The organism is Paenibacillus aceris, from assembly GCF_017874035.1.
GTDB lineage: Bacteria > Bacillota > Bacilli > Paenibacillales > NBRC-103111 > Paenibacillus_E > Paenibacillus_E aceris.
Genome location: NZ_JAGGKV010000001.1, coordinates 348,486 through 370,225, shown reverse-complemented (window position 1 = coordinate 370,225; position 21,740 = coordinate 348,486). Strand labels below are relative to the sequence as shown.

The window sequence follows — 21,740 nt, the reverse complement described above, 5'->3', positions numbered from 1 at the left end:
ATAGAAGCGAATACAGACCGTTTTTTTCGTTGATCTCTTCATAAAAAAATAATCCTTAATCTTACCGGGATGCTGAGGTATTGGCTGACATCCTTGTTTGTTGCACAGAACTATTAGACTTATAAAAAGAAGGACGCTCGAACGTCCTTCTCATGCACCGGAACACTCCCAGTGAGATCATGTTTGCCACGGTTATGCGAACGCATGATCTCACATCTATTCTAACGAATGTTGGGAGTGTTCGCAATTGAAAGATGAAAATACGAACGAAGATAATGAAGAGTTGTTACTTAAGCATGAACTCGCTCTAATCGAAGGGATACTCGAATCCAAGTTTACCGTAAAATCATTCAAGCAGGCATTGCTCGCTGGGTTAAAGACTTCCAGGATGGACGGATCGAGATCAAGACAGTTGAGGATCTGAAGAAGCTGATTGAGATTGATCTGGAGTTGCAGAAATATGAACTTTAGAGGACTTTTAATTATCGTTAGGAATAGAAATAAAGGAGTTATATCTTCATGATTATATTGATGTCAAAATGGTATTCCATGTCACCGGCCTTCGCTGCGGGGGTAACGCCTTTATTAATAATCAGTTATTGAAAATATACGAATCTACAACTCTTTCAGTACACTCCTCTATCAAAGTTTTATCATAATCTATCGTATAAACTTTGAAAGGAGTGTTTCATATGTTGAAGAAGAACGTCATCAAAGCTTTGCCGAATTTAACAGGTGTGTATGATTGTAACGATGGAGGTACGTACTACCTTCGCCAGGTTGGTAGGATCTTATGGTGGTTTGGTGAAGATGATAATGCAGGTTTCACCAACGTTTATCGTGGCATTATCAACCAAACAACGAACACGATTACAGGTACTTGGGCTGACGTACCGAAAGGCGAGAACTTAGGCTCTGGAAGATTAACACTTAAAGGTACAGCTAATGATACTGTCGTATTGGACCGTACCTTCGTAACAGGCGGCTTCGGCGGTTCCAAATGGACTCGCGTCTCAACAAGCTCGAAAAAAGTGAATCAAAAGTTCAATACAGCAATGAAAAAAATCAAGAAATAATTGGTTATAATAAAATTTAAGCCAGCAGGCCAGCCTTTTCAAAGGTTGGTCTATTGGCATTATACGACAATGGTTCGTGGCCTCTTTCACACTCGTTGCCAGGTCCGACTCTCTTTTTTATTTTTACCTTGTATTTCGGAGGTGAGTGATATGTAATGCCAAGAGAACGCAGCCCTGACAGGGACAAAGCCTAAGAAATATGGCTCGGCAGCGCAGGTAAGATGAAACTCAAGGACCTTGCTGCTGAGCTCGGACTTGGGGAAACCCAGATTCGGAAATGGAAGAGCCAGGATAAATGGGATGCTTCATTAAAAGGTAACGTTACTAATGAAGTGAAAGGTAACGTTACTAAACGAATTGGAGCTCCTTTAGGTAATAAGAATGCTGTCGGTAATAAAGGAGGAGCTCCGAAAGGGAGTAAAAATGCTCTTGGTAACCGAGGTGGCCATGGTGGCCCACCAGGCAACAAAAAAGCAGTCACTACCGGAGAGTTCCAATCCATCTGGATGGATACGCTCGAGGAAGATGAGCAAGAACTGGTTCGTCAAGTTGAGACTGATCCGGTCCGGCAAGCGGACAAGGCAATCACACTTCTTTCAATAAGGGAAAGGCGAATGCTGCAGCGGATCCAGAATCTTCGGTGTGCGCTTTCTGAAAAGCAACGAAAGGTCCTACAGGAGAGAATCACTATTAAGGATGTCCAGACCGTTCACTATGAAAAGATGGGCCAAACCAGAAGTGTGGTTGTACCGATGGATAAGCTGGTTAAGACGAAGATTGAGGAATCAGATATTAGAGTGATTGATGATCTGCTGCGTCTGGAGGAAGCATTGACCCGGGTCCAGGATAAGAAGTTGAAAGCCATTGAATTAAAAAATCGTTTTGTAGACGCTGAGCGTGATCTTAGGATTCAAAAGCTGCAAGCAGAGGTTAATAATCTTAATAACTCAAGATTTAGCAACAAAAAAATATGTAGATGCACAAGTCGCAATTGCGGCCGCCTGCAATTCAAAATGCCTTGGGACAATTGAAACAGAAGGGCGAGGAACGGAAATGAGCCAAGTCAATGAGCAACGAATAGCTCTGCTTAACTCAATTGTAGCTCAGAAGGCGCGTGAGTTAATTAGACGAGTAGAATCCGAAGGCATATCTATTCTTATTACTCAAGGTTTACGCAGCATTGCTGAACAGAATGAACTTTATGCTCAAGGGAGAACAAAACCGGGCCCAATCGTTACTAATGCAAGGGGGGATACAGCTATCACAACTACGGACTGGCGTTTGATTAGCTTAATTAATCCGGATGGGAGCTTCAACTGGAACGTGGATGCCAGATGGCGGCGAGTTGCTGAGATCGGTAAAACCTTAGGATTTGCATGGGGTAGAGACTGGACTGGTTTTGTTGACTATCCGCATTTGGAGTTTACTTTTGATCTGAGCATAAATGACTTACTGATGGGTAAACGACCAGCAGAAGAAAATGAGGGGGATGAAGAAACAATGAAAGAAATTGAGGAGTTAAAGGGACAAATTCAAACACTACTGAACACCGCAGAGGCGCATATCGAGAAGATCAATGCGCTAGAAATGAAAGCAAGCATGGCGGTTCCGGAGTGGGCAAATCCTGCCGTTGATGCCGCTGTAAGATGCAACTTAATTGATTCGCCTGACGGTCGAAGCCACGATTTTTACAGCCTTCTGACTGTGTTCCACCGCAAAGGAATTATCTAAAAAAGCCCTCGATACTAATTGTACGGCCTGAGTTTATGTTTATGGGATAAAGTTCTTGTCACGAGCAAATGACAAGAACTTTAAGCCATTCTTGACGAAATTGATGAGGAAAAGAATCACGGCTTTTTTCTTCTTTAGGGACAAAAGAAAAAAACCTCGTGCGGAATTCACTCTCGACTTGACCGTGCATGACCCCCTATTAAATAGATCTATAGTAGAACTATATACAGGAATAAAGGATTACAGAAATAAGGAGGAATGGGTAATGGGAGCCATTATTTCAATCGGTAATCAAAAAGGTGGCGTTGGCAAAACGACAACCACAGCCATTACGGGGTATCTTCTCTCTAAGAAGTACAAAGTTCTCTGTGTGGACTTCGATAGCCAAGGCAATTTGACTCAGTTTCTTACTCAACGAGATATACACGATTACTCCAAAATGACTATTTTTGAGGCATGTAAAAACATGAATCCCACCCCCTACATCCGCAAGTTAACCTACAACCTTCACTTCATTCCGGCTGATGAAATGCTTGCAACTCTGCCCATGCTTATCCATCAAAATCCTTCAATGAGTTCGACCATTTTGAGAGACACACTACATAAAGTAAAGGCCAGATACGACTTCATACTTATTGATTTACCTCCAAATCTCGGAGAGCACACTATTAATGGTTTAGTGGCTTCAGACTATGCTATCGTCATGTTACAATGCGAACCAATGTGTTATGACGCGCTGGACAGATACATCGCAACAATGATTCACATCAAAGAGGTTAAAAAGCTGGACCTTGTTTTATGCGGCATATTGCCAACAATGATCGATTCTAGAACAATCATTGATAAAACAATCGTTGATAGGGTAAGGAGAGAATACGAGGGAGTTGTGTTTCAAACAGAAATAAAGCGTAGAAATAGAATCAAGGAGTTTTCTATTACAGGAATACAGGAATACAGTAATACGGATACATCGGCACTAAGAAATTATAGAAATTTTGTCGAGGAGCTGGAGCAGCGTGTCCAAGCGTGATGCGATTGAGCAGTTATTAGGAAAACGGCGGAGCCAAGGAATACAGGAAACTGTAAATACAGGTATACAGAAACCTGTAAATAAGAAAAAAGCAACATTTGATTTCGACGATCATTTCCATACTGAATTAAAGATATTCGCCGCGAAACAGAATAGGAAGATGGTTGATGTTGTGGTAGAGGCAGTGAAAGAGTATATGCGAAGACATAAAAATACCCCACCGGTCGAATAGGCCAGTGGGGATTCGTTCATTTTACAGTATACGCGGACACCGTTGCAATGGATATCGGACTGATCCTTACATAAGATTTTTCGTCCCCAAACCGTCCACAGAGATAATAATCATGATCTGAATTATAAGCTAATTTTGTCCTGTATAAAAAGAAAACCCTTATTTTATAAGGGTTTTCATGAACTGTTCCATAAAATAATAACGACGGCCCTTTTACAGGCCGCCGTCTCATTATTCGGCGGCAGACTCGTTTTGTATTAAAATCCATATTTCCATTACATTAAGATCCAACTCTACGGCGATCCGATAAGCGACATCAAGCGTAGGCAATGACTTATTATTCACTAGTTTACTGAGGGTTGTTTGGCTTATATTCACTTTTAGAGCAAACTCGTTTTGACGAATATTTCTTTCCGCGAAAATAACCTTTAAACGGGATTGAATTCCCATAAAATCACCTCACCAAATAATTCCACTCCTTTTAATAATATTCCTGCAAATATAAATTAATTTAAGTGGAAAGACATAAGTAGACAAGCCATAACAATATGCATTAAACAAAAGTCAGAAGCTTCGGGGGAATATTCCGAGACATCATCCGATGAGGATTTAGTGGGAGTAGGAAGTACTGTATCATAATTTTATTAACTGTCTTATTAATGAAGAAACAAAACAGAGGCCCAAGGGTAAATTCCCATGGACATAGTTTGTTAGTTTTGAAAATCAGAACAACAAATTAAATAAAGGAGGTATGAGCAGGTCTCTTAAGTCGTCTTGTGCCCAAATTGTCATGATAAAATGCAGGTTGAGGGAATATCCTTAGGCTTTTTAATGTTGTTCGCATTTTGTTTGCATACAATAACAGCGAGGTGATCATTTTGCTTCGAGATATCGAACGAAAGATTTTGCGTATTCTTTGGAACTATTCCCACAAACATCGCGGATATATGCCATCCTTCAATGAACTGAGTACAAAAACTGGTAAATATGAAAAAGAGATTAAATTTGTTCTTAGTAAACTGGCAGAACAGAACTATTTCATTTGGGATGGATGGAATACTGATACCATAAATATTATTCGAGGATGGGAAGATGAGCCGTTAAATATACCAAATCAGAGCTTTATCGGCCAAGGTTAAATAATTGTATTTGTAAATTTCATTTTGTGGTTTATCGGGTTTCACTATGAGGTTATTTATTCTATATAATTAAATTTGGTCACCAATTGGTCACCAAGTGTCAAAAATACTCTCTGTACTATACGAATTATTTACTCTGTTATACACAAAGAAACCCTTATTTCATAAGGGTTTCAGAAAACTGTCCTATAAAATTAATACGACGGCCCTTTTACAGGCCGTCTCATGGGAGAGGAGAAACCGGACGAAGAGCTTATGGGGAAACGTAAGTCTTCTCCGCGGTTGTCTACGACATTCTCTGATGTCGATAGTTCAAGGATGACCGTTTTACAGGAAATTTATACATGGCAGACACAAAATTTTTGTGTCAGAATAGTGCTTGTGGTACGATAGCAAAAGAATCAGCCAGTCAGAAGGGGAAAAGAGCAAGATGAGAGTGATTTCAGGCACTGCCAAAGGCAGGTCGCTAAAGGCGGTACCCGGTATCAGCACGCGACCGACAACGGATAAAGTGAAAGAAGCGATCTTCAGTATGATCGGACCGTATTTTGACGGGGGACAGGTTCTCGATCTGTTCGCTGGAACTGGCGGACTGGGCATCGAGGCTCTGAGCCGCGGGATGGATAAAGCGGTCTTCATTGATATCGAGAAGAAAAGCATTGACACGATCCAGCATAATTTACAAACAGCCGGTCTCAAGGATCAGGCCGAGATTTACAGAACAGATGCCGCCAGGGCACTGAAAGCGTTAGCGAAAAGACAGCAGCAATTCCAACTTGTATTTCTCGATCCGCCCTATAAAATGAAAGTGATCGCGGAACTGATAAGCGCTATGGAGACTCAGGCCATCGTTGATCTAAACAGCACGATTGTTGTGGAACACGATGCGAAGGATGTTCTGGATGATGTTATTGGAGGATTCAACCAACAAAGAAGGGCTGACTACGGAGATACGGCTGTAACGATTTATAAGCAATCCGTGGATGAATAGGCTATGAAAGGAGAGGACAGCAGGATGAAACAAGAACACGGCATTACAGTAGCCGTATATCCGGGAAGTTTTGACCCGGTGACACATGGCCACCTTGATATTATACATAGAGCAGCGAAGGTGTTCGATAAGCTCATTGTTGCAGTACTTAACAACACGTCCAAGAACCCTCTGTTTACTTTGGAAGAAAGAATGGAGCTGATCCGCAAAGTTACGAAGGATCTGCCGAATGTAGAAGTAGACGGGTTTAGAGATTTAATGGTGAATTATATGAAGTCCCGAAATGTGCGTCTGATTGTGCGCGGTCTTCGGGCTGTTTCTGATTTTGAATACGAACTGCAGATGGCTTCCACGAATCATAAGCTTAACTCGGATGTGGAGACTTTTTTCATGACATCGAAGCCCAAGTATTCCTACTTGAGCTCAAGTATTGTCAAGGAAATTGCTCGGTTTCATGGGCCGGTAGTAGATTTAGTTCCCCCTGAGGTGGAGGAAGCGCTGCAAAAAAAATTCCCAATCACTTAAAATTATGCATAAAGTCCGCCTAATTAGCTTTTTTTCGAAAAGTGCCTACGAAGGTGGAAATGATCAGCATGCTTAGGAGCAGAAGAAGGAATTGAACAAAGGTAATGCCCCATAACCCCCATACCGAACCGCCGTTCAGCGCAGATGCGAATAGCGTGTTTGTGTTTGGTGTTTTGTCCAACCAGAGAAAGCTTGGTTCTGTTTCCATCATAAGAAATTGCAGCGGTTTCCAGAGCAAAATGGTACAAACGAAGGCAAGTGCAGCGTGCAAGAGGCGAGATTGGAAGAAATATCGGTAGCGTGCTTCTGTTTTTTGATGAAATCCAGCAACCTGTGCATGGGCGGATAAGCCTCCCCATGCAAGAAACGCGCTGATGAGCGCCATTTGTGGAAGCAAGGAGAGCCCCTGGACTTGACTCCAGGAATAGGCGCCGAGATGAATCTCCATCAACCCCTTAACCCATTGTGGAGAAGTATCCGTATGGACATTCATAAAGTGCAAGAAGAAGGAAGTCACAGGTTTGAGAGTATCTGTAAAATGGGTAATTGTAACAACATTAATCAATACCGAAAAGATCATCATATATCCGCCGATCAGCATTAAGGATTGAACCGAGGATAGGACAGCGTCGCCAAGGAGCTTGCCAAAAGCACGGCCATCGTGCAGGTAGGCTTGTCGCATGGTAGAGATCGCAATCTTCCAAATGGAACCTGATGATTTAGAGGGAGAAGCGGGAGTAGCATCTAAAGGCTGTTGAGGCGCTTTCGAAAATCTCATCAAAATGCCGGTGATTACGGCAGTGATGTAATGGACGATGGCAAGGACTATGCCAAGCTTTGCGCTGTGCAGGAAACCGATACCTACAACCATAACCAAGAATAATGGACTGCATAGATGGGAGATCGATGTTAACCGTTCAGTCTCTTCCCGCGAGATGAGTTTTTTTTCATGGAGAGTTGCTGTAATTTTGGCCCCGCTAGGAAAACCTACAAGAAAGCCAGAGGCCAACGCCCAACCGCTTACTCCGGGCAAGCGAAATATAATTCTCATTAAAGGATCTAGCAGTACTCCTGTTCCTTGGATGACGCCGAATCCGATCAACAGCTCGGTCATAATGAGAAAAGGCAGCAACGCCGGAAATACGAGTTTCCACCAAATCGTGAGTCCTTCGAGAGAAGACTGAAAGGCTTTGTCTGGAAAGAGTATGATAGACACTACTACAAGGGCGGTAAGAGCCCCCAGTACCAGCGTCGTCATTTTGAGCTTGGCGTTTACTTGGGAAGGCTGCATGGGTTCACCTCATCCTTTAACATGCTTCATTTGTACGCGAAAAGACAGAGGTTTAGACCAAGCTTTCATTTGTTCGGCGAAAGGAAAGTCATCACTTGAAGTAGGCATCAGGAAGGGGAACCTGTATGGAAAATGAAGAAGAGAATCGGATTCGTGAGTGGTCCAATGATTCTTATCAATACCCGAGAAAATCGTCAACCAGGCGTTATTTAGCTTCTGCGCTTGTAGGAATTGTCATTGTTTATTTGTTGTTTTTTGTGCGTCTACCTTTCTTTATTTTCATGCCGGGAACTGCGGAAGAAATTAAACCGATGGTGACAATACCCAAAGGCTCGGATCCGGAAAAAGGCACGCTGATGCTCACGACGGTTCGTGTCGCTGATGCCAATATGATCAATTATTTAATTGGTCTTGTTCATCCTTATGAAGAGATTCAGCCCAAAACGAGCGTTTTGCGCAAAGGCGAGTCGGAGCAAGAATATTCACAGCGTCAAGAATATGTTATGCTTACCTCCCAAGCGAGTGCGATTCAAGCGGCATATACGCATGCGAAGGTTCCATTTCACATCAATCATGAGGGTGTAATGGTGCTGCAGACTCTTCCGGGGCTATCTGGTGAGAAGGTGCTCAAGCCGGGCGATGTGCTGTTGAAGGCTGACACGAAAGATGTGAAAGTAGCACAGGATTTACTTGATGCGCTAAAAGGGAAGAAGGCCGGGGAATCCATCACTATTACATATGCCAGGAAAAAGGTGGAGCAGCAAGCGACACTAGCGCTTGGAGCCCTTCCTCAGCAGGAAGGGGATAAGGGCGAGCCTCGTGCAGGTATTGGCGTCGTTCCGGCTGACATGCAGTCAGTCAAAGCAGATCAAGACGATAAGCAGGTCTCCATTAAGGCCGGGGAGATTGGAGGACCTTCAGCTGGGCTTATGTTTTCCTTAGAAATCTATAATCAACTTGTTCCAGAGGATATTACGAAGGGGTATCGTATTGCAGGAACAGGGACCATCGAGACAGACGGGACTGTGGGTCCAATTGGAGGCATACAGCATAAGATTATTGCCGCGGATCGAGAGAAGGCGGACTTTTTCTTTGCGCCCAAAGATGTGACTTACAAAGACGGGACCAAAATCACGAATTATTCAGACGCTCTCCAAAGAGCCGAACAAATCAAGACGAAGATGAAAATTGTTGAGATCGGCACGATGGATGATGCTCTAAAGTTTCTAGCGGCGCTACCTCCAAAGTAAGCTTTCTAGGAAGATAAGTAAATAGATTTATAATTGACAAAAGGTAATCAAACTGGATATAATAATCTTTGTTTGTTTGGGGTGAAAAAACATGCAAATTCGTTTTAGAGAGCTTGCTCTTAAAGGGCACCCGGTCCATATGACGGAAGAAATGGATTTGACGACTCCTTTTGAAGGACGTCAAGATGTTCTTAGTCATGGGCCAATACGTGTCGATCTTCTTGCAACGCATGAAGATGGAGTAGCAAAAGTTAACGGAACGTTAACGCTAGACTTGGAGTTAAGCTGTTCACGATGCTTAACGCACACTAATCAAACAATCGAGCTTCCTTTCGAGGAAGTCTTCATGCAAAAGCCAGAGGAAGAAGATCCAGATCTTGACGAGGACATTCATTTGGTCGTTGGAGATAAAGTCGATTTAGAGCCTTACGTTGTAGAAAATGTAGTGGTCGGATTACCGTACATACCACTTTGTGACGAAGCGTGCAAAGGTCTCTGTCCCGTGTGTGGAGAAAATCGCAATCTCAAGGATTGCGGCTGTAAGCAGGAGAAGATTGATCCTAGACTTGCAGGTCTCGCGGACTTTTTTAACAAAGAATAAGGCAGATCCCGAAATTTGATGAAGGAGGTGTTTTGAATATGGCAGTACCTCAACGGAGAACATCCAAAACTCGTCGCGACAAGCGCCGTACTCACTTTAAATTGGAAGTTCCAGGCATGGTGAAATGTGAACAATGTGGAGAGCTGAAACTGGCACACCGCGTGTGCAAGTCTTGCGGAACTTACAAAGGTAGAGAGATCGTAAAAGCATAAGATTAAACATAGTACTTCATCCTAGTGTGAGGTGCTATTTTTTTTGCTTTCTTTTTGGTTCTAAATTTAATATACTACAGTTTAGTATCTGGTAATAAGATGAGATCTCACGAGATAAGGTGGTGCTAGCCATCGAACGCCTTCCTAAACGACAAAGGCAGCAGCAATTGCTTCAAGCGATTGAAGCAAATCCTTTTATGACTGACGAGGAACTGATGCGAACGTTTCAGGTTAGCATCCAAACCGTCCGGTTAGACCGATTGGAGCTAGGTATTCCTGAGCTGCGGGAACGCATGAAGCACATGGCGGTCAAAACGTACGATCAAGTACGTTCACTGTCCATTGATGAAGTCATTGGTGAAGTGATCGATTTGCAGCTGGATCAAAGCGGCATTTCGATTTTTGAAATCAAAGAAGATCATGTTTTCTCAAGAACCAAAATTGCAAGAGGACATCATATATTCTCACAAGCAAACTCCCTCGCCGTTGCCGTTATCGACGATCCAATCGCCTTGACAGCCTCAGCAGATATCCGGTTTATACGTTCTGTAAAGCTAGGAGAGAAATGTATCGCCAAAGCCTATGTGCGTTCCGTTTCCAAAGGGAAAGCAAGAGTTGAAGTGTCTTCCTATGTTGGCGATGAGGCTGTGTTCCGAGGTAATTTCGTGATCTTTCATTCGAAGAAAGAGCAACATCTAGAGAGGGAGGACAAGCTGCATGCGGATCGCGATTGATGCCATGGGCGGCGATAATGCCCCTAAGATCGTAGTGGAGGGTGCACTTGCAGCGGCCAAAGAGTGGAAAGATGTACATATCATTCTGGTCGGCAACAGCGCCGCGATTGAAGCCCACCTCACAGAGAGGCCGGCAAATATAAGCATACATCATACGGAAGAAGTCATTGAAGCGGAAGATGAACCTGTGAAAGCAGTCCGACGCAAAAAAGACGCCTCCATGGTTGTGGCGGGTAAACTAGTACGAGAGAAAGAAGCGGAAGCCATGATTTCCGCAGGAAATACAGGCGCATTGATGACGACAGGCTTGCTCGTCGTTGGGAGAATACCGGGCATTGAGCGTCCGGCACTAGCGCCCATGATTCCGACAATGGATGGCAACGGTGTGTTGGCATTGGACTTGGGAGCTAATATGGACGCTACGCCGGAGCAATTGCTTCAATATGCGATTATGGGCAGTATTTATCGCGCCAAAGTTCACGGTATTTCTAAGCCCCGTGTAGGCTTGCTCAACGTTGGCACCGAGGCGGCCAAAGGGAATGAATTAACGAAAACAGCATATCCTTTAATGGAGCAAGGGCCGATTCATTTTGTAGGGAATGTCGAATCTTCGCAAGTGCTCCGCGCCAAATGCGATGTTATCGTTTGTGATGGTTTTGCCGGTAATATTATGCTGAAATCTTTGGAGGGAGCTGCCTCAACCATTTTTTCAGCTTTGAAACAAGAGTTCACGAAATCAATATTCACCAAGCTTGCTGCGGCCGTCTTGAAGCCGGGTCTTACCCAATTCCGCAAGAAGCTGGATTATAACGAGCATGGGGCGGCACCATTCTTGGGTATAGATGGATTGGTTCTGAAGAGTCATGGTTCCTCTGATGCAAATGCCATCAAAAATGCAGTTCGGCAAGCCAGAATTGCTTTGCAAAATGATTTGGTTGGCACAATATCTGCCGAAATTAGCCATGGGAAGAGAGATACAACAACATGAACCTAATACCAGTTGGGGTACTTGGTACAGGTAAATATGTACCTGATCGTATATTGACGAATCAAGAATTGGAAACAATGGTTGAGACGAACGATGAATGGATTGTAACCAGAACAGGTATCCGCGAAAGAAGAATCGCGGCAGAAGGACAAGCCACCTCTGATCTTTGTTACGAAGCTTCGTTGATCGCACTTGCCAACGCTGGAATTAAAGCGGACCAACTTGATTTAATTATTGTTTCTACCATCACACCGGATATGGCATTCCCGTCAACGGCATGCATACTCCAAGAGAAGTTAGGAGCCAAGAAGGCGGCAGCATTTGATTTATCCGCAGCTTGCTCAGGCTTCGTGTATGGACTAGCTAATGCGTCTAATTTCATTGCAACCGGAACTTATAAATATGCGCTCGTGATTGGCGCAGACTGTTTATCCAAGATTACGGATTATACAGACCGGAATACATGCATTCTGTTCGGTGATGGCGCAGGAGCTGTCGTGATCGGGGAAGTGCCTGAAGAGAGAGGATTCAAATCTTTCGAACTTGGTGCCGATGGAACGGGCGGACCGCTGCTCAAAATTGAAGGCGGTGGGTCGCGTAATCCTGCGTCACAAACATCCATCGATCAGCGTATGCACTACATTTACATGGCTGGCGCTGAAGTTTTCAAATTCGCCGTACGGATTATGGGGAATGCAGCGGATGAAGCTCTTCGCAAAGCGGGTTGGGACAAAAAGGATATTGACTTGCTAGTCCCGCATCAAGCAAACATGAGGATTATTCAAGCCTCTTTGAACCGATTGGAAATGACAGAAGATAAATGCATGGTCAATCTAGATAAATACGGAAATATGTCTGCAGCTTCCATACCAGTAGCGCTTGCAGAAGCTGCCGAGCAAGGCAGATTGACGGAAGGCGACCGGTTAGTGCTTGTCGGCTTCGGCGGAGGTCTGACTTGGGGCGCGACCGCTCTGGTTTGGTAGCCCATTCTTTATATTTAAAATCTATAGCCAAAGGGGATCCTATTCTCGTATGGGTAAAATTGCTTTTGTTTTTCCTGGCCAAGGCTCGCAGTCAGTGGGGATGGGTCATGATTTATACACGAATCATCCGGCTGCCAAAGCTTATTTTGACCGCGCAGACGAAGCGCTGGGCTTTGCCTTGTCTGAACTGATCTTCCAAGGTCCAGAAGACCAACTGAAGATCACGTATCACACGCAGCCTGCACTACTGACTACAAGCATAGCTTGTCTAGAGGCGTTTAAGGCTGCAGGCATCACCCCAGACTATGTCGCAGGACATAGTCTGGGCGAATACAGCGCGCTCGTCGCAGCGGGCGTGCTCTCGTTCGAAGACGCGGTCCGCACAGTGCGGGCCCGCGGCGAGTTCATGGAACAGGCCGTCCCTGGCGGCCTGGGGGCAATGGCGGCCGTGCTCGGAGCCGAGCGCGAAGCGCTTGCGGAGCTGTGCAAGGCCATCACAAGCGGCGGCTCCGTTGTGGAGCTCGCCAATGTGAACTGCCCGGGACAGATCGTCGTCTCGGGCAGTAAAGAAGGCGTTGCAGCCGTTGTTGAACGCTGCAAGGAAGCTGGCGCGAAGCGTGCCATTCCGCTCGAGGTGAGCGGGCCTTTCCACTCTTCGCTCATGAAGCCGGCTTCGGAGCGTCTCGCAGAGGTGCTCGCTTCCATTGAGATGAGCGAGGCAGCCGTGCCCGTTGTTGCAAACGTAACGGCTCGTCCTGTTACTTCGCCAGCCGATATCCGCGGCTTGCTTGTAGAGCAGGTATACTCCCCGGTACTGTGGGAGGACACAATTGCCTACTTGATCAGCGAAGGCGTGGATACGTTTTTTGAGCTGGGATCAGGAACGGTGCTTGCCGGTCTTATCAAGAAGGTCGACAAAACGGTAAAAACCGTGTCGATTGGCAGCGGGGAAGCTTTGGAGAAGTACTTGAAGGAGACTGATGACGAACATGCTAACAGGTAAAGTGGCACTGGTAACCGGAGCATCCCGGGGGATCGGCAGGGCGATTGCTTTGCATTTGGCTGAGCATGGCGCGGATGTTGCTGTGAACTATGCAGGAAGTGAAGCGGCTGCTGGAGAAGTAGTAGCAGCGATTGAAGCAATGGGGCGCAAAGCTATTAAACTGCGCGCAGATGTAAGCAGCTATCAAGAAGCTGAAGATTTAGTTAAGCAAACCATTGAAAAATTTGGTAAGATTGATATTCTTGTGAATAACGCAGGTATAACAAGAGACAATCTAATCATGCGAATGAAGGAAGAAGAGTTCGATCAAGTCATTGCTACGAATCTAAAGGGTGTATTTAACTGTGTGAAAGCTGTTACTCGTCCTATGATGAAGCAAAGATTCGGTCGGATAATTAATATATCTTCTGTAGTCGGTGTGCTCGGGAACCCGGGTCAAGCCAACTATGTTGCAGCAAAAGCCGGCGTTATTGGATTAACCAAAGCAACGGCAAAGGAGCTTTCCTCTCGGGGCATTACCGTGAATGCGGTGGCGCCTGGTTTTATCGAAACCGATATGACCGACAAATTGTCAGGCGAGACGCGTGAGCAAATGTTGAAGCAAATTCCGTTGGAACGCCTTGGTCAACCGGAGGAAATTGCGAAGGTTGTTCGTTTCCTGGCATCCGACGATGCATCCTACATGACAGGCCAAACACTCCATGTGGATGGCGGTATGTACATGTAAGATTCGCCAAAAAGAGAATCTCAAAATTGCCTACTGGCAATCTGTTAAAGATTCTCGTATAATACCAAAGAGGAGGTGAACCGGATGTCCGACGTATTGGATCGTGTTAAACGAATTGTAGTCGATCGTCTAGGGGTTGATGAAGCTGAAGTCACCCTCGAAGCATCTTTCAAAGAAGATCTTGGTGCTGATTCTCTCGATGTAGTTGAATTAGTAATGGAATTAGAAGATGAGTTCGATTTAGAAATTTCCGATGAAGATGCTGAGAAGATTACGACAGTAGGAGAAGTTACGAATTACATAAAATCTCATACGTAATAGTCTACAGAGTCCCGTTTCTAATCAAGACGGGACTTCTCTCCATTCTCAATCAATTCACAATGAAGATTTACTACATAGAAGGTGGTACAAATGAAAAGAGTTGTAATTACAGGTATGGGCGTAGTTACTGCCCTTGGTCAAGATTTGAATACGTTTTGGGGTAATTTGACGTCAGGCAAGTCTGGTGTCAGCTTGATCGAGAATTTTGATGTAAGCGAATACCCAACGCGCATTGCAGCAGAAGTAAAAGATTTTAATATTGAGAACTATGTTGACCGCAAAGAATCCCGCCGGATGGACCGTTTCGTTCAATTCGCTGTTGCCGGTGCGTTAAACGCTCTGAAAGACGCGAATTTGAACGTGAACGAAGATACGGATCCTGAACGGGTGGGTGTTTCGGTCGGTTCTGGAATCGGCGGTTTGAACACGTGGGAAGAACAACATAGAATACTTTTGGAGAAAGGTCCCAAACGTGTTTCTCCGTTCTTTATCCCAATGATGATCGCGAATATGGCCTCTGGTCATATCTCGATGGTTACAGGGGCAAAAGGGCCCAATTCCACAGCTGTAACGGCTTGTGCAACAGGGACGCATTCCATCGGAGATTCTTTTAAAATGATTCAACGCGGCGATGCGGACGTCATGATCTGCGGCGGAGCCGAGGCGACGATTACGCCGATTGGCGTGGCAGGATTCTGCGCACTTCGGGCGATGTCTACTCGCAACGAGGAGCCTCACTTGGCCAGCCGTCCTTTTGATACAGACCGTGATGGTTTCGTCATGGGCGAAGGCTCGGGCGTGCTGATTTTGGAGTCGCTTGAGCATGCACAAGCGCGTGGGGCACGCATTTATGCGGAAGTGATCGGTTACGGGATGAGCGGAGACGCTTACCACATGACAGATCCAGATCCGGACGGAGCAGCACGTTGCATGGTCAAAGCGATTAAAGATGCTGGCATTGCGCCAGATACCATTTCATATATCAATGCTCACGGAACATCAACGCCAGTTGGTGATAAATCAGAAACGACGGCAATCAAGAAAGCGCTTGGCGATCATGCGTACAAAGTAGCCGTTAGTTCCACGAAATCGATGACTGGACATTTGCTTGGCGCTGCCGGAGGCGTTGAAGCTGTTATCTGCGGTCTTACGATCTCAAACAGTGTGATTGCACCAACGATTAACCTGGTTAATCAAGATCCGGAATGTGATTTGGATTATGTGCCGAATCAAGCTCGTCAAGCAAAGGTAGACATTGCGATGTCCAATTCATTTGGTTTTGGCGGTCACAATGCAACGATTATCATGAAAAGGTTCCAAGCATAATTTGCCTGCCTGTGAAGAAAGATAACGAAATAGCATTCTCTCTGGGTGGTGAATCAAGCAATGAACCGCAACATTAAGGAACTGCAGCAGCGGATTGGGATTACTTTTCGGAAATCGGAGCTGCTGAAGCAAGCTTTTACCCATTCTTCTTACGTCAATGAACACCGTATTGCGGGACACAAAGATAACGAGCGTCTGGAATTTCTCGGAGATGCCGTGCTGGAGCTAACCGTTTCGGAATTTTTATATGATACTTATCCCGGGCGTTCGGAAGGCGAGTTGACGAAGCTCCGCGCATCGATTGTTTGCGAGCCGTCACTTGTTACGTTTGCTGAAGATTTGGATTTCGGTGCATTCGTCCTGCTTGGAAAAGGAGAAGAATTGACCGGTGGTCGTCATCGGCCGGCTCTCCTTGCGGACGTATTCGAATCCTTCATTGGCGCACTGTATCTGGATCAAGGTATAGATGTTGTAAAAGGCTTTCTGAAGAAGCACGTATTTGCGAATATCTCCAGTGAAGGCAAGTTGCTAGTTATTGATTACAAGACTCAGCTGCAAGAGCATATCCAACATCACGGTATGGGTTCTCTGGAATACCGCATCGTGAACGAGCGGGGACCTGCTCATGAGCGTGAGTTTGTTGCTGAAGTACACATGGATGCCGACCTTCTAGGAACCGGAGCGGGACGTTCCAAGAAAGAAGCCGAGCAGCAAGCTGCTGCTCAAGCTTTGTTGAAATTGAATGTGACCGTACAGCGGTAAGTCATATAGCATAAAGAGGCAGCTGAGGCTGCCTTTTTGTTTTTTTCTCTTATTTTTAGAAGGGATATGTTACAATAATTTCTGAGGTGAGACCATGTTTTTAAAACGGATTGAATTATCCGGGTTTAAGTCTTTCGCTGACCGAACGGAGCTGGAATTTGTGCGCGGTATTACCGCGGTTGTAGGTCCGAATGGTAGCGGAAAAAGTAATATTTCCGATGGTATCCGCTGGGTGCTGGGGGAACAAAGCGCGAAGTCTTTGCGCGGCGGTAAAATGGAAGATGTCATTTTTGCGGGTAGTGATGCACGCCGAGCGGTCAATTATGGCGAAGTATCGCTGACGCTGGATAACACTTCGCAATCGCTTCCGCTTGATTTTAATGAAGTAACGGTTACTCGCCGAGTACATAGGAGTGGGGAGAGCGAATATTTAATCAATAAACAACCCTGCCGCCTGAAAGATATTACGGAATTGTTCATGGATACGGGAATCGGGAAAGAGGCCTATTCCATTATCGGACAAGGACGTATTGAAGAAATTTTAAGTACGAAATCGGAAGATCGCCGGGGCATTTTTGAAGAGGCTTCGGGGATTGTTAAATATAAATCGCGTAAACGGGAAGCTGAGAAGAAATTAAGTGATACAGAGCAGAATTTGCTCAGGATTCATGATTTGGTTTCAGAGCTTGAAGATCAGATTGAACCTCTCCGAGAGCAGTCTGAGAAAGCGATTCGTTACAAAGAGCTGCGCGAAACGCTCAAGAGCAGTGAAATCGCGATGTATGTCCATCAGATTGATCAGATTTATTTGTCATGGAATGAAGCGACGCAAAGGCTGGAGAAGTTGGTAAAAGAGCAAACGGAGCTTTCGACCATTGTGAATCAGCATGATGCTCATTTGGAGAAGCATCGCTGGGAGACGCGCAGGCTGGAAGAGGAGCTGGAAAGACTCCAAGAGAGCTTGCTGGGACTGAGCGAGGAGTTCGAGAAGTGCGAAGGGCATGGCGAGGTTCTCAAAGAGCGCAAAAAGAATTACGTGGCTAACCATCAGCAGCTCAGCAGCACGATTGCCATGCAAGAGCAGCGGAAAATCGACAAGGAAGCGGAACTTAGCGAACAGCGTGAGAAAATCATCCAGATCGGAGCTCAGTTGTTTGAGTTTCAAGCCAAGCTGACGGCTGAAGAACAGCGGTTGCTTGGGGTTAACGGAGGAATTAGTTCTTCGCCAGAGGATCAATTAAAAGGCGAGCTATTAGAAACGTTGAACCGCATGGCGCAAGCGCGTAACGAAATTCGCTACGCGGAGCAGCAAACCGAAAGTATTGGCCGTAGGTTAGAACGACTGGATGATGAGCGGCAAAAATGGGCAGAACAGCGTGAGAAAATTACTCTTCGCAAGCAAGAATTAACGGCGAAACTTGAAAAAACGGTCAAAGAAATTGAAGACGACAGACAGAAGTATGTCCAACTGACACAGAGCTTAAAAACCAAACAGGGTCATCTCGATGACGCCCAAGGCATGGTGCGCAAATGGGAGCAGAAGCTTGATGCTCTGATCTCCCGCCGTGACACGATGAAAGAGATGGCCAACGATTACGATGGTTTTATGCAGGGTGTTAAAGAGGTGCTTAAAGCGAAAAGCCGCAAGGATTTGCGGGGGATTCGCGGCGCTGTTGCCGAGCTTGTAAATGTGCCGGCAGATGTTGAGACTGCCATTGAGACCGCTCTCGGCGGCGCTTTGCAAAATATCGTGGTCGAAACGGAAGCGGATGGCCGCGAGGCGATTGCCTTCTTGAAGCGCCGGCAAATGGGACGTGCTACGTTCCTCCCGATGAATGTTATTCGAGGACGGTCAATTTCGGATAACGAAATCAGTTCGCTGCGTTCTGCGAAAGGCTTTATCGGTATTGCGGTCGATCTCGTTTCGTTTGACAAGACGTATCAAAACATTTTCTCCAGTCTTCTTGGGAATGTGGTTGTTGCACAAACCTTAGAAGATGCGAATCATATTGCGGCAAAAGCGCAGTATCGCTATCGGGTTGTGACGCTAGAAGGGGATGTTGTAAATCCCGGTGGATCTATGACGGGGGGAAGTTTACAGAAGAAAACAACGAATCTGTTAGGCCGTCAACGTCAAATTGAAGAGTTGGATAGCGAAATCAAACATTCCGAGGGGCAGCTCAGCGGATTGCGCACTCAGTCTAGCGTAATGAAGCGCGAAATTACAGATGAAATGATGACCCTCGAGCAGCTTCGCCAAAAAGGCGAGCAAAAGCGTATCGAGGAGCAGCAAATCCGCGCGGAGTTAAATCCACTTGAAGCGGAGAGCCGGACAGTGGAAGAACAGCTTTCCCTGGACAGTCAAGACAGAGGAACCTTGCTTGAAGAGCAAGCGGATCTTGGACGCCGGAAAACCGCGTCCGAAGCCGCGCTGGCGGAGCTGCAGCAAGAAGAAGCTTCGTTGCAGCAAGCTATTCGCGATGCCGAGAGTTCGCGGAAAGCGAGCGAATCGGAGAAAGAAGAGCTGCAAAGCCAACTGACGGATCTCAAAGTGAAAGTTGCTTCCATTTCGCAAGAGAAGCAGTCCCTTCAGGATCAACAGCGGCGATTGCAGCAGGATCTTGGCGAGTCCGATCGAGAGATGGAGATGAACCGAGGGCTGCTGCAGCAGCTGGAACTGGATATGAGCGCTCTTGAACAGGAAACCGTCCTGCAAGTAGAACTGCTCAATGATCTTAAGCTGAAGAAACAGCAGTGTACAGAAAGCATCGATTTCAAACGTGCAGAGCGAACCGAATGGTTACAAAAGCTTGAACGCGAAGAGAATGAAACGCGTGAACAGCGCTCACAATTGAAGCAGGTTGAAGAGAGCTTGCATCAAACTGAAGTGCGGGTAACCAGGCTGGATGTCGAACTGGAAAACTTGCTGAAAAAACTCGGCGAAGAATACGAGCTCAGCTACGAGCTTGCCAAAGAGCGGTATCCGGTTCCAGAGGATATCCAGGGTACGCAAAGCAAAGTGCGTGAACTTAAGCGCGAAATTGCTTCACTCGGCGATGTCAATCTAGGCGCAATCGAGGAGTACGCAAGGGTATCAGAGCGTTATGAGTTTTTGGACACGCAGAAAAATGATTTGATTGAAGCCAAAACAACGCTTTATCAGGTTATTCGGGAAATGGATCAAGAAATGTCCAAGCGTTTTAAAACGACCTTCGATGCGATTCGATCGCATTTTGGCGTTGTTTTCTCCAAATTATTCGGCGGCGGCCGTGCGGATTTGATTTTGTCGGAGCCAGACAATATGCTGGATACGGGGATTGAAATCGTAGCCCAGCCACCGGGGAAAAAGCTGCAAAATCTTCAGCTCCTATCGGGGGGAGAACGAGCACTTACAGCAATTGCACTGTTGTTCTCGATCATTCGGGTTAAGCCGGTTCCATTCTGCGTACTGGATGAAGTCGAAGCTGCTTTGGACGAGGCAAACGTATCGCGTTTTGCGGAATATTTGCGTGAGTTCTCGGAGATGACCCAATTTATCGTTGTTACGCACCGGAAAGGAACGATGGAAGAAGCAGATGTGCTATACGGAGTAACGATGCAGGAGGGCGGCGTTTCCAAGCTCGTTTCTGTTCGATTGGAAGATGAGGAAGCGGAAATGTCCGCATCTTAAAGTTTTTGTTTTTTAAAAAGATAAGAAAGTATAAGTTTTATACTTTAGCTTCGCATCAATCTTGACAAACGCGATCGTTCCAATGGGACGACGAAGTTGTTTATCCTTGGGAGGAACTATGAGTTTTTTTAAACGGTTAAAAGAGAGCATTTCGAGTAAGGCCGAAGCGGTAACGAATAAGTTCAAAGAGGGACTAACGAAAACAAGAGACGTGTTCGTTGAACGGGTAGATGACTTATTTAGCCGACGCAAAAAGATTGACGAAGACTTTTATGAGGAGCTGGAAGAAATTCTGATTGGCGCCGATGTAGGCGTTAATACAGTGCTTAAGCTTATTGAGCAGCTTCGTGCGGAAGTGAAGAAGCGGAAGATTGAAGATCCTGCAGAGCTGCAGCCGATTCTTTCCGAAAAGTTGATCGAGCTGCTGAAAGGTGACGCAGATGCAGGTTTGAATTTAAATCCGAACGGTTTATCGGTTATCTTATTCGTCGGGGTCAATGGGGTTGGGAAGACGACAACCATCGGCAAAATGGCGCACATGTTCAAATCTCAAGGGAAGAAGGTGCTCATGGCTGCTGGCGATACGTTCCGTGCCGGGGCGATTGAGCAGTTGGAGACTTGGGGCGAACGCGTAGGGGTTGACGTGATTAAGCAGCAATCGGGAGCAGACCCTGCCGCTGTCATGTTCGATGCTGTGCAAGCTGCCAAAACCCGCGGCGTAGATATTTTGTTGTGCGATACGGCAGGCCGTTTGCAAAACAAAGTCAATCTCATGGAAGAGCTGAACAAAATTTACCGCGTCATCCAGCGCGAAGTTCCAGATGCCCCTCATGAGGTTATTCTTGTCCTTGATGCGACAACAGGGCAAAATGCGCTTAGCCAAGCCAAACTTTTCGGTGACAAAACCGGTCTCACCGGTTTAGTGCTCTCGAAGCTTGACGGAACAGCAAAGGGCGGGATCGTTGTGGCGATCCGTCAAGAGTTATCGCTGCCAGTGAAATTCGTCGGCCTCGGTGAAAAAATGGATGATCTTCAGCCATTCGATTCCGAGCAGTTCGTTCATGCCTTATTTGGCAAATGGATCGGCGAAGATAAAGAAGCATGATCCGCAAATATTCTCCTCTTCCGTGTGTCGGTTGGAGGAGGAT

At 45.8% G+C, this 21,740-nt stretch carries 23 protein-coding genes and 1 pseudogene; 22 read left to right on the top strand and 2 right to left on the bottom strand.

Features of this window, described 5'->3' with window-relative positions:
* Positions 1-283 precede the first annotated feature (283 nt).
* The 6 genes and pseudogenes from J2Z65_RS35130 to J2Z65_RS01730 all read left to right on the top strand — a co-directional run bounded on the left by J2Z65_RS35130 (position 284) and on the right by J2Z65_RS01730 (position 4,069).
* Positions 284-471: pseudogene (locus tag J2Z65_RS35130) on the top strand (hypothetical protein).
* Between the two features lie 221 nt (positions 472-692).
* Positions 693-1,076 carry a hypothetical protein gene (locus J2Z65_RS01750; RefSeq protein ID WP_167056076.1) on the top strand — a complete coding sequence of 128 codons (384 nt, stop codon included), beginning with the start codon at positions 693-695 and terminating at the stop codon, positions 1,074-1,076.
* A 197-nt stretch (positions 1,077-1,273) separates the two neighbouring features.
* Complete coding sequence (terS, locus tag J2Z65_RS01745) at positions 1,274-2,107, top strand: phage terminase small subunit (protein ID WP_167056863.1); 834 nt, start codon at positions 1,274-1,276, stop codon at positions 2,105-2,107.
* Between the two features lie 22 nt (positions 2,108-2,129).
* Positions 2,130-2,807 (top strand): M15 family metallopeptidase, encoded by a 678-nt coding sequence (locus J2Z65_RS01740; RefSeq protein WP_240159616.1) that lies wholly within the window; start codon positions 2,130-2,132, stop codon positions 2,805-2,807.
* Positions 2,808-3,072: 265 nt separating this feature from the next.
* The gene (locus tag J2Z65_RS01735) at positions 3,073-3,837 is read left to right on the top strand and encodes a ParA family protein (protein WP_209855697.1); all 765 of its coding nucleotides are present in this window, start codon (positions 3,073-3,075) and stop codon (positions 3,835-3,837) included.
* A complete protein-coding gene (locus J2Z65_RS01730; RefSeq protein WP_167056054.1) occupies positions 3,824-4,069 on the top strand; it encodes a hypothetical protein in 246 nt (81 codons plus the stop codon). Before J2Z65_RS01735 ends, J2Z65_RS01730 begins: the two co-directional genes overlap by 14 nt.
* Positions 4,070-4,300: 231 nt before the next feature.
* On the opposite strand, the gene J2Z65_RS01725 is transcribed toward J2Z65_RS01730, so the two are convergent.
* Positions 4,301-4,519, bottom strand: a complete 219-nt coding sequence (locus tag J2Z65_RS01725) for a helix-turn-helix transcriptional regulator (protein WP_167056082.1) — start codon at positions 4,517-4,519, stop codon at positions 4,301-4,303.
* A gap of 428 nt (positions 4,520-4,947) precedes the next feature.
* Between J2Z65_RS01725 and J2Z65_RS01720 the strand changes: the two genes are divergently transcribed.
* The 3 genes from J2Z65_RS01720 to coaD all read left to right on the top strand — a co-directional run bounded on the left by J2Z65_RS01720 (position 4,948) and on the right by coaD (position 6,724).
* Positions 4,948-5,208: a hypothetical protein gene (locus J2Z65_RS01720; RefSeq protein ID WP_167056085.1), complete on the top strand. Its 261-nt coding sequence runs from the start codon at positions 4,948-4,950 to the stop codon at positions 5,206-5,208.
* A 430-nt stretch (positions 5,209-5,638) separates the two neighbouring features.
* The gene (rsmD, locus tag J2Z65_RS01715; RefSeq protein ID WP_167056086.1) at positions 5,639-6,199 is read left to right on the top strand and encodes a 16S rRNA (guanine(966)-N(2))-methyltransferase RsmD; all 561 of its coding nucleotides are present in this window, start codon (positions 5,639-5,641) and stop codon (positions 6,197-6,199) included.
* Between the two features lie 24 nt (positions 6,200-6,223).
* Complete coding sequence (gene coaD, locus J2Z65_RS01710; protein WP_167056087.1) at positions 6,224-6,724, top strand: pantetheine-phosphate adenylyltransferase; 501 nt, start codon at positions 6,224-6,226, stop codon at positions 6,722-6,724.
* Positions 6,725-6,743: 19 nt separating this feature from the next.
* On the opposite strand, the gene J2Z65_RS01705 is transcribed toward coaD, so the two are convergent.
* A complete protein-coding gene (locus J2Z65_RS01705) occupies positions 6,744-8,015 on the bottom strand; it encodes a nucleoside recognition domain-containing protein (RefSeq protein WP_167056088.1) in 1,272 nt (423 codons plus the stop codon).
* Between the two features lie 125 nt (positions 8,016-8,140).
* On the opposite strand from J2Z65_RS01705, the gene J2Z65_RS01700 reads away from it, so the two are divergent.
* From J2Z65_RS01700 to ftsY, 13 genes are all read left to right on the top strand, one after another.
* Complete coding sequence (locus J2Z65_RS01700) at positions 8,141-9,265, top strand: SepM family pheromone-processing serine protease (RefSeq protein ID WP_167056090.1); 1,125 nt, start codon at positions 8,141-8,143, stop codon at positions 9,263-9,265.
* Positions 9,266-9,356: 91 nt separating this feature from the next.
* Positions 9,357-9,866, top strand: coding sequence for a YceD family protein (locus J2Z65_RS01695; RefSeq protein WP_167056091.1), 510 nt, complete (start codon positions 9,357-9,359; stop codon positions 9,864-9,866).
* 38 nt (positions 9,867-9,904) lie between these two features.
* On the top strand, positions 9,905-10,078 hold the full coding sequence (gene rpmF, locus J2Z65_RS01690) for a 50S ribosomal protein L32 (protein ID WP_029195321.1): 174 nt from the start codon (positions 9,905-9,907) through the stop codon (positions 10,076-10,078).
* Positions 10,079-10,197: 119 nt separating this feature from the next.
* On the top strand, positions 10,198-10,812 hold the full coding sequence (gene fapR / locus J2Z65_RS01685) for a transcription factor FapR (RefSeq protein ID WP_164819829.1): 615 nt from the start codon (positions 10,198-10,200) through the stop codon (positions 10,810-10,812).
* Positions 10,796-11,800, top strand: coding sequence for a phosphate acyltransferase PlsX (gene plsX / locus J2Z65_RS01680; protein ID WP_167056093.1), 1,005 nt, complete (start codon positions 10,796-10,798; stop codon positions 11,798-11,800). The genes fapR and plsX overlap by 17 nt, the downstream gene beginning before the upstream one ends.
* Entirely contained in the window at positions 11,797-12,783 is a 987-nt protein-coding gene (locus tag J2Z65_RS01675; RefSeq protein WP_167056096.1) for a beta-ketoacyl-ACP synthase III, read from the top strand. Before plsX ends, J2Z65_RS01675 begins: the two co-directional genes overlap by 4 nt.
* Positions 12,784-12,832: 49 nt before the next feature.
* Entirely contained in the window at positions 12,833-13,786 is a 954-nt protein-coding gene (gene fabD, locus J2Z65_RS01670) for an ACP S-malonyltransferase (RefSeq protein WP_167056098.1), read from the top strand.
* Entirely contained in the window at positions 13,773-14,513 is a 741-nt protein-coding gene (fabG, locus tag J2Z65_RS01665) for a 3-oxoacyl-[acyl-carrier-protein] reductase (RefSeq protein WP_167056100.1), read from the top strand. The genes fabD and fabG overlap by 14 nt, the downstream gene beginning before the upstream one ends.
* Before the next feature lie 84 nt (positions 14,514-14,597).
* Positions 14,598-14,831: an acyl carrier protein gene (gene acpP, locus J2Z65_RS01660; RefSeq protein WP_028558238.1), complete on the top strand. Its 234-nt coding sequence runs from the start codon at positions 14,598-14,600 to the stop codon at positions 14,829-14,831.
* 93 nt (positions 14,832-14,924) lie between these two features.
* Positions 14,925-16,160, top strand: coding sequence for a beta-ketoacyl-ACP synthase II (gene fabF, locus J2Z65_RS01655; protein WP_167056103.1), 1,236 nt, complete (start codon positions 14,925-14,927; stop codon positions 16,158-16,160).
* 60 nt (positions 16,161-16,220) lie between these two features.
* Positions 16,221-16,922: a ribonuclease III gene (rnc, locus tag J2Z65_RS01650; protein WP_167056105.1), complete on the top strand. Its 702-nt coding sequence runs from the start codon at positions 16,221-16,223 to the stop codon at positions 16,920-16,922.
* A gap of 94 nt (positions 16,923-17,016) precedes the next feature.
* Positions 17,017-20,592: a chromosome segregation protein SMC gene (smc, locus tag J2Z65_RS01645; RefSeq protein ID WP_167056107.1), complete on the top strand. Its 3,576-nt coding sequence runs from the start codon at positions 17,017-17,019 to the stop codon at positions 20,590-20,592.
* Positions 20,593-20,710: 118 nt separating this feature from the next.
* Entirely contained in the window at positions 20,711-21,697 is a 987-nt protein-coding gene (gene ftsY / locus J2Z65_RS01640; RefSeq protein WP_167056109.1) for a signal recognition particle-docking protein FtsY, read from the top strand.
* The last annotated feature ends 43 nt before the right edge of the window (positions 21,698-21,740 follow it).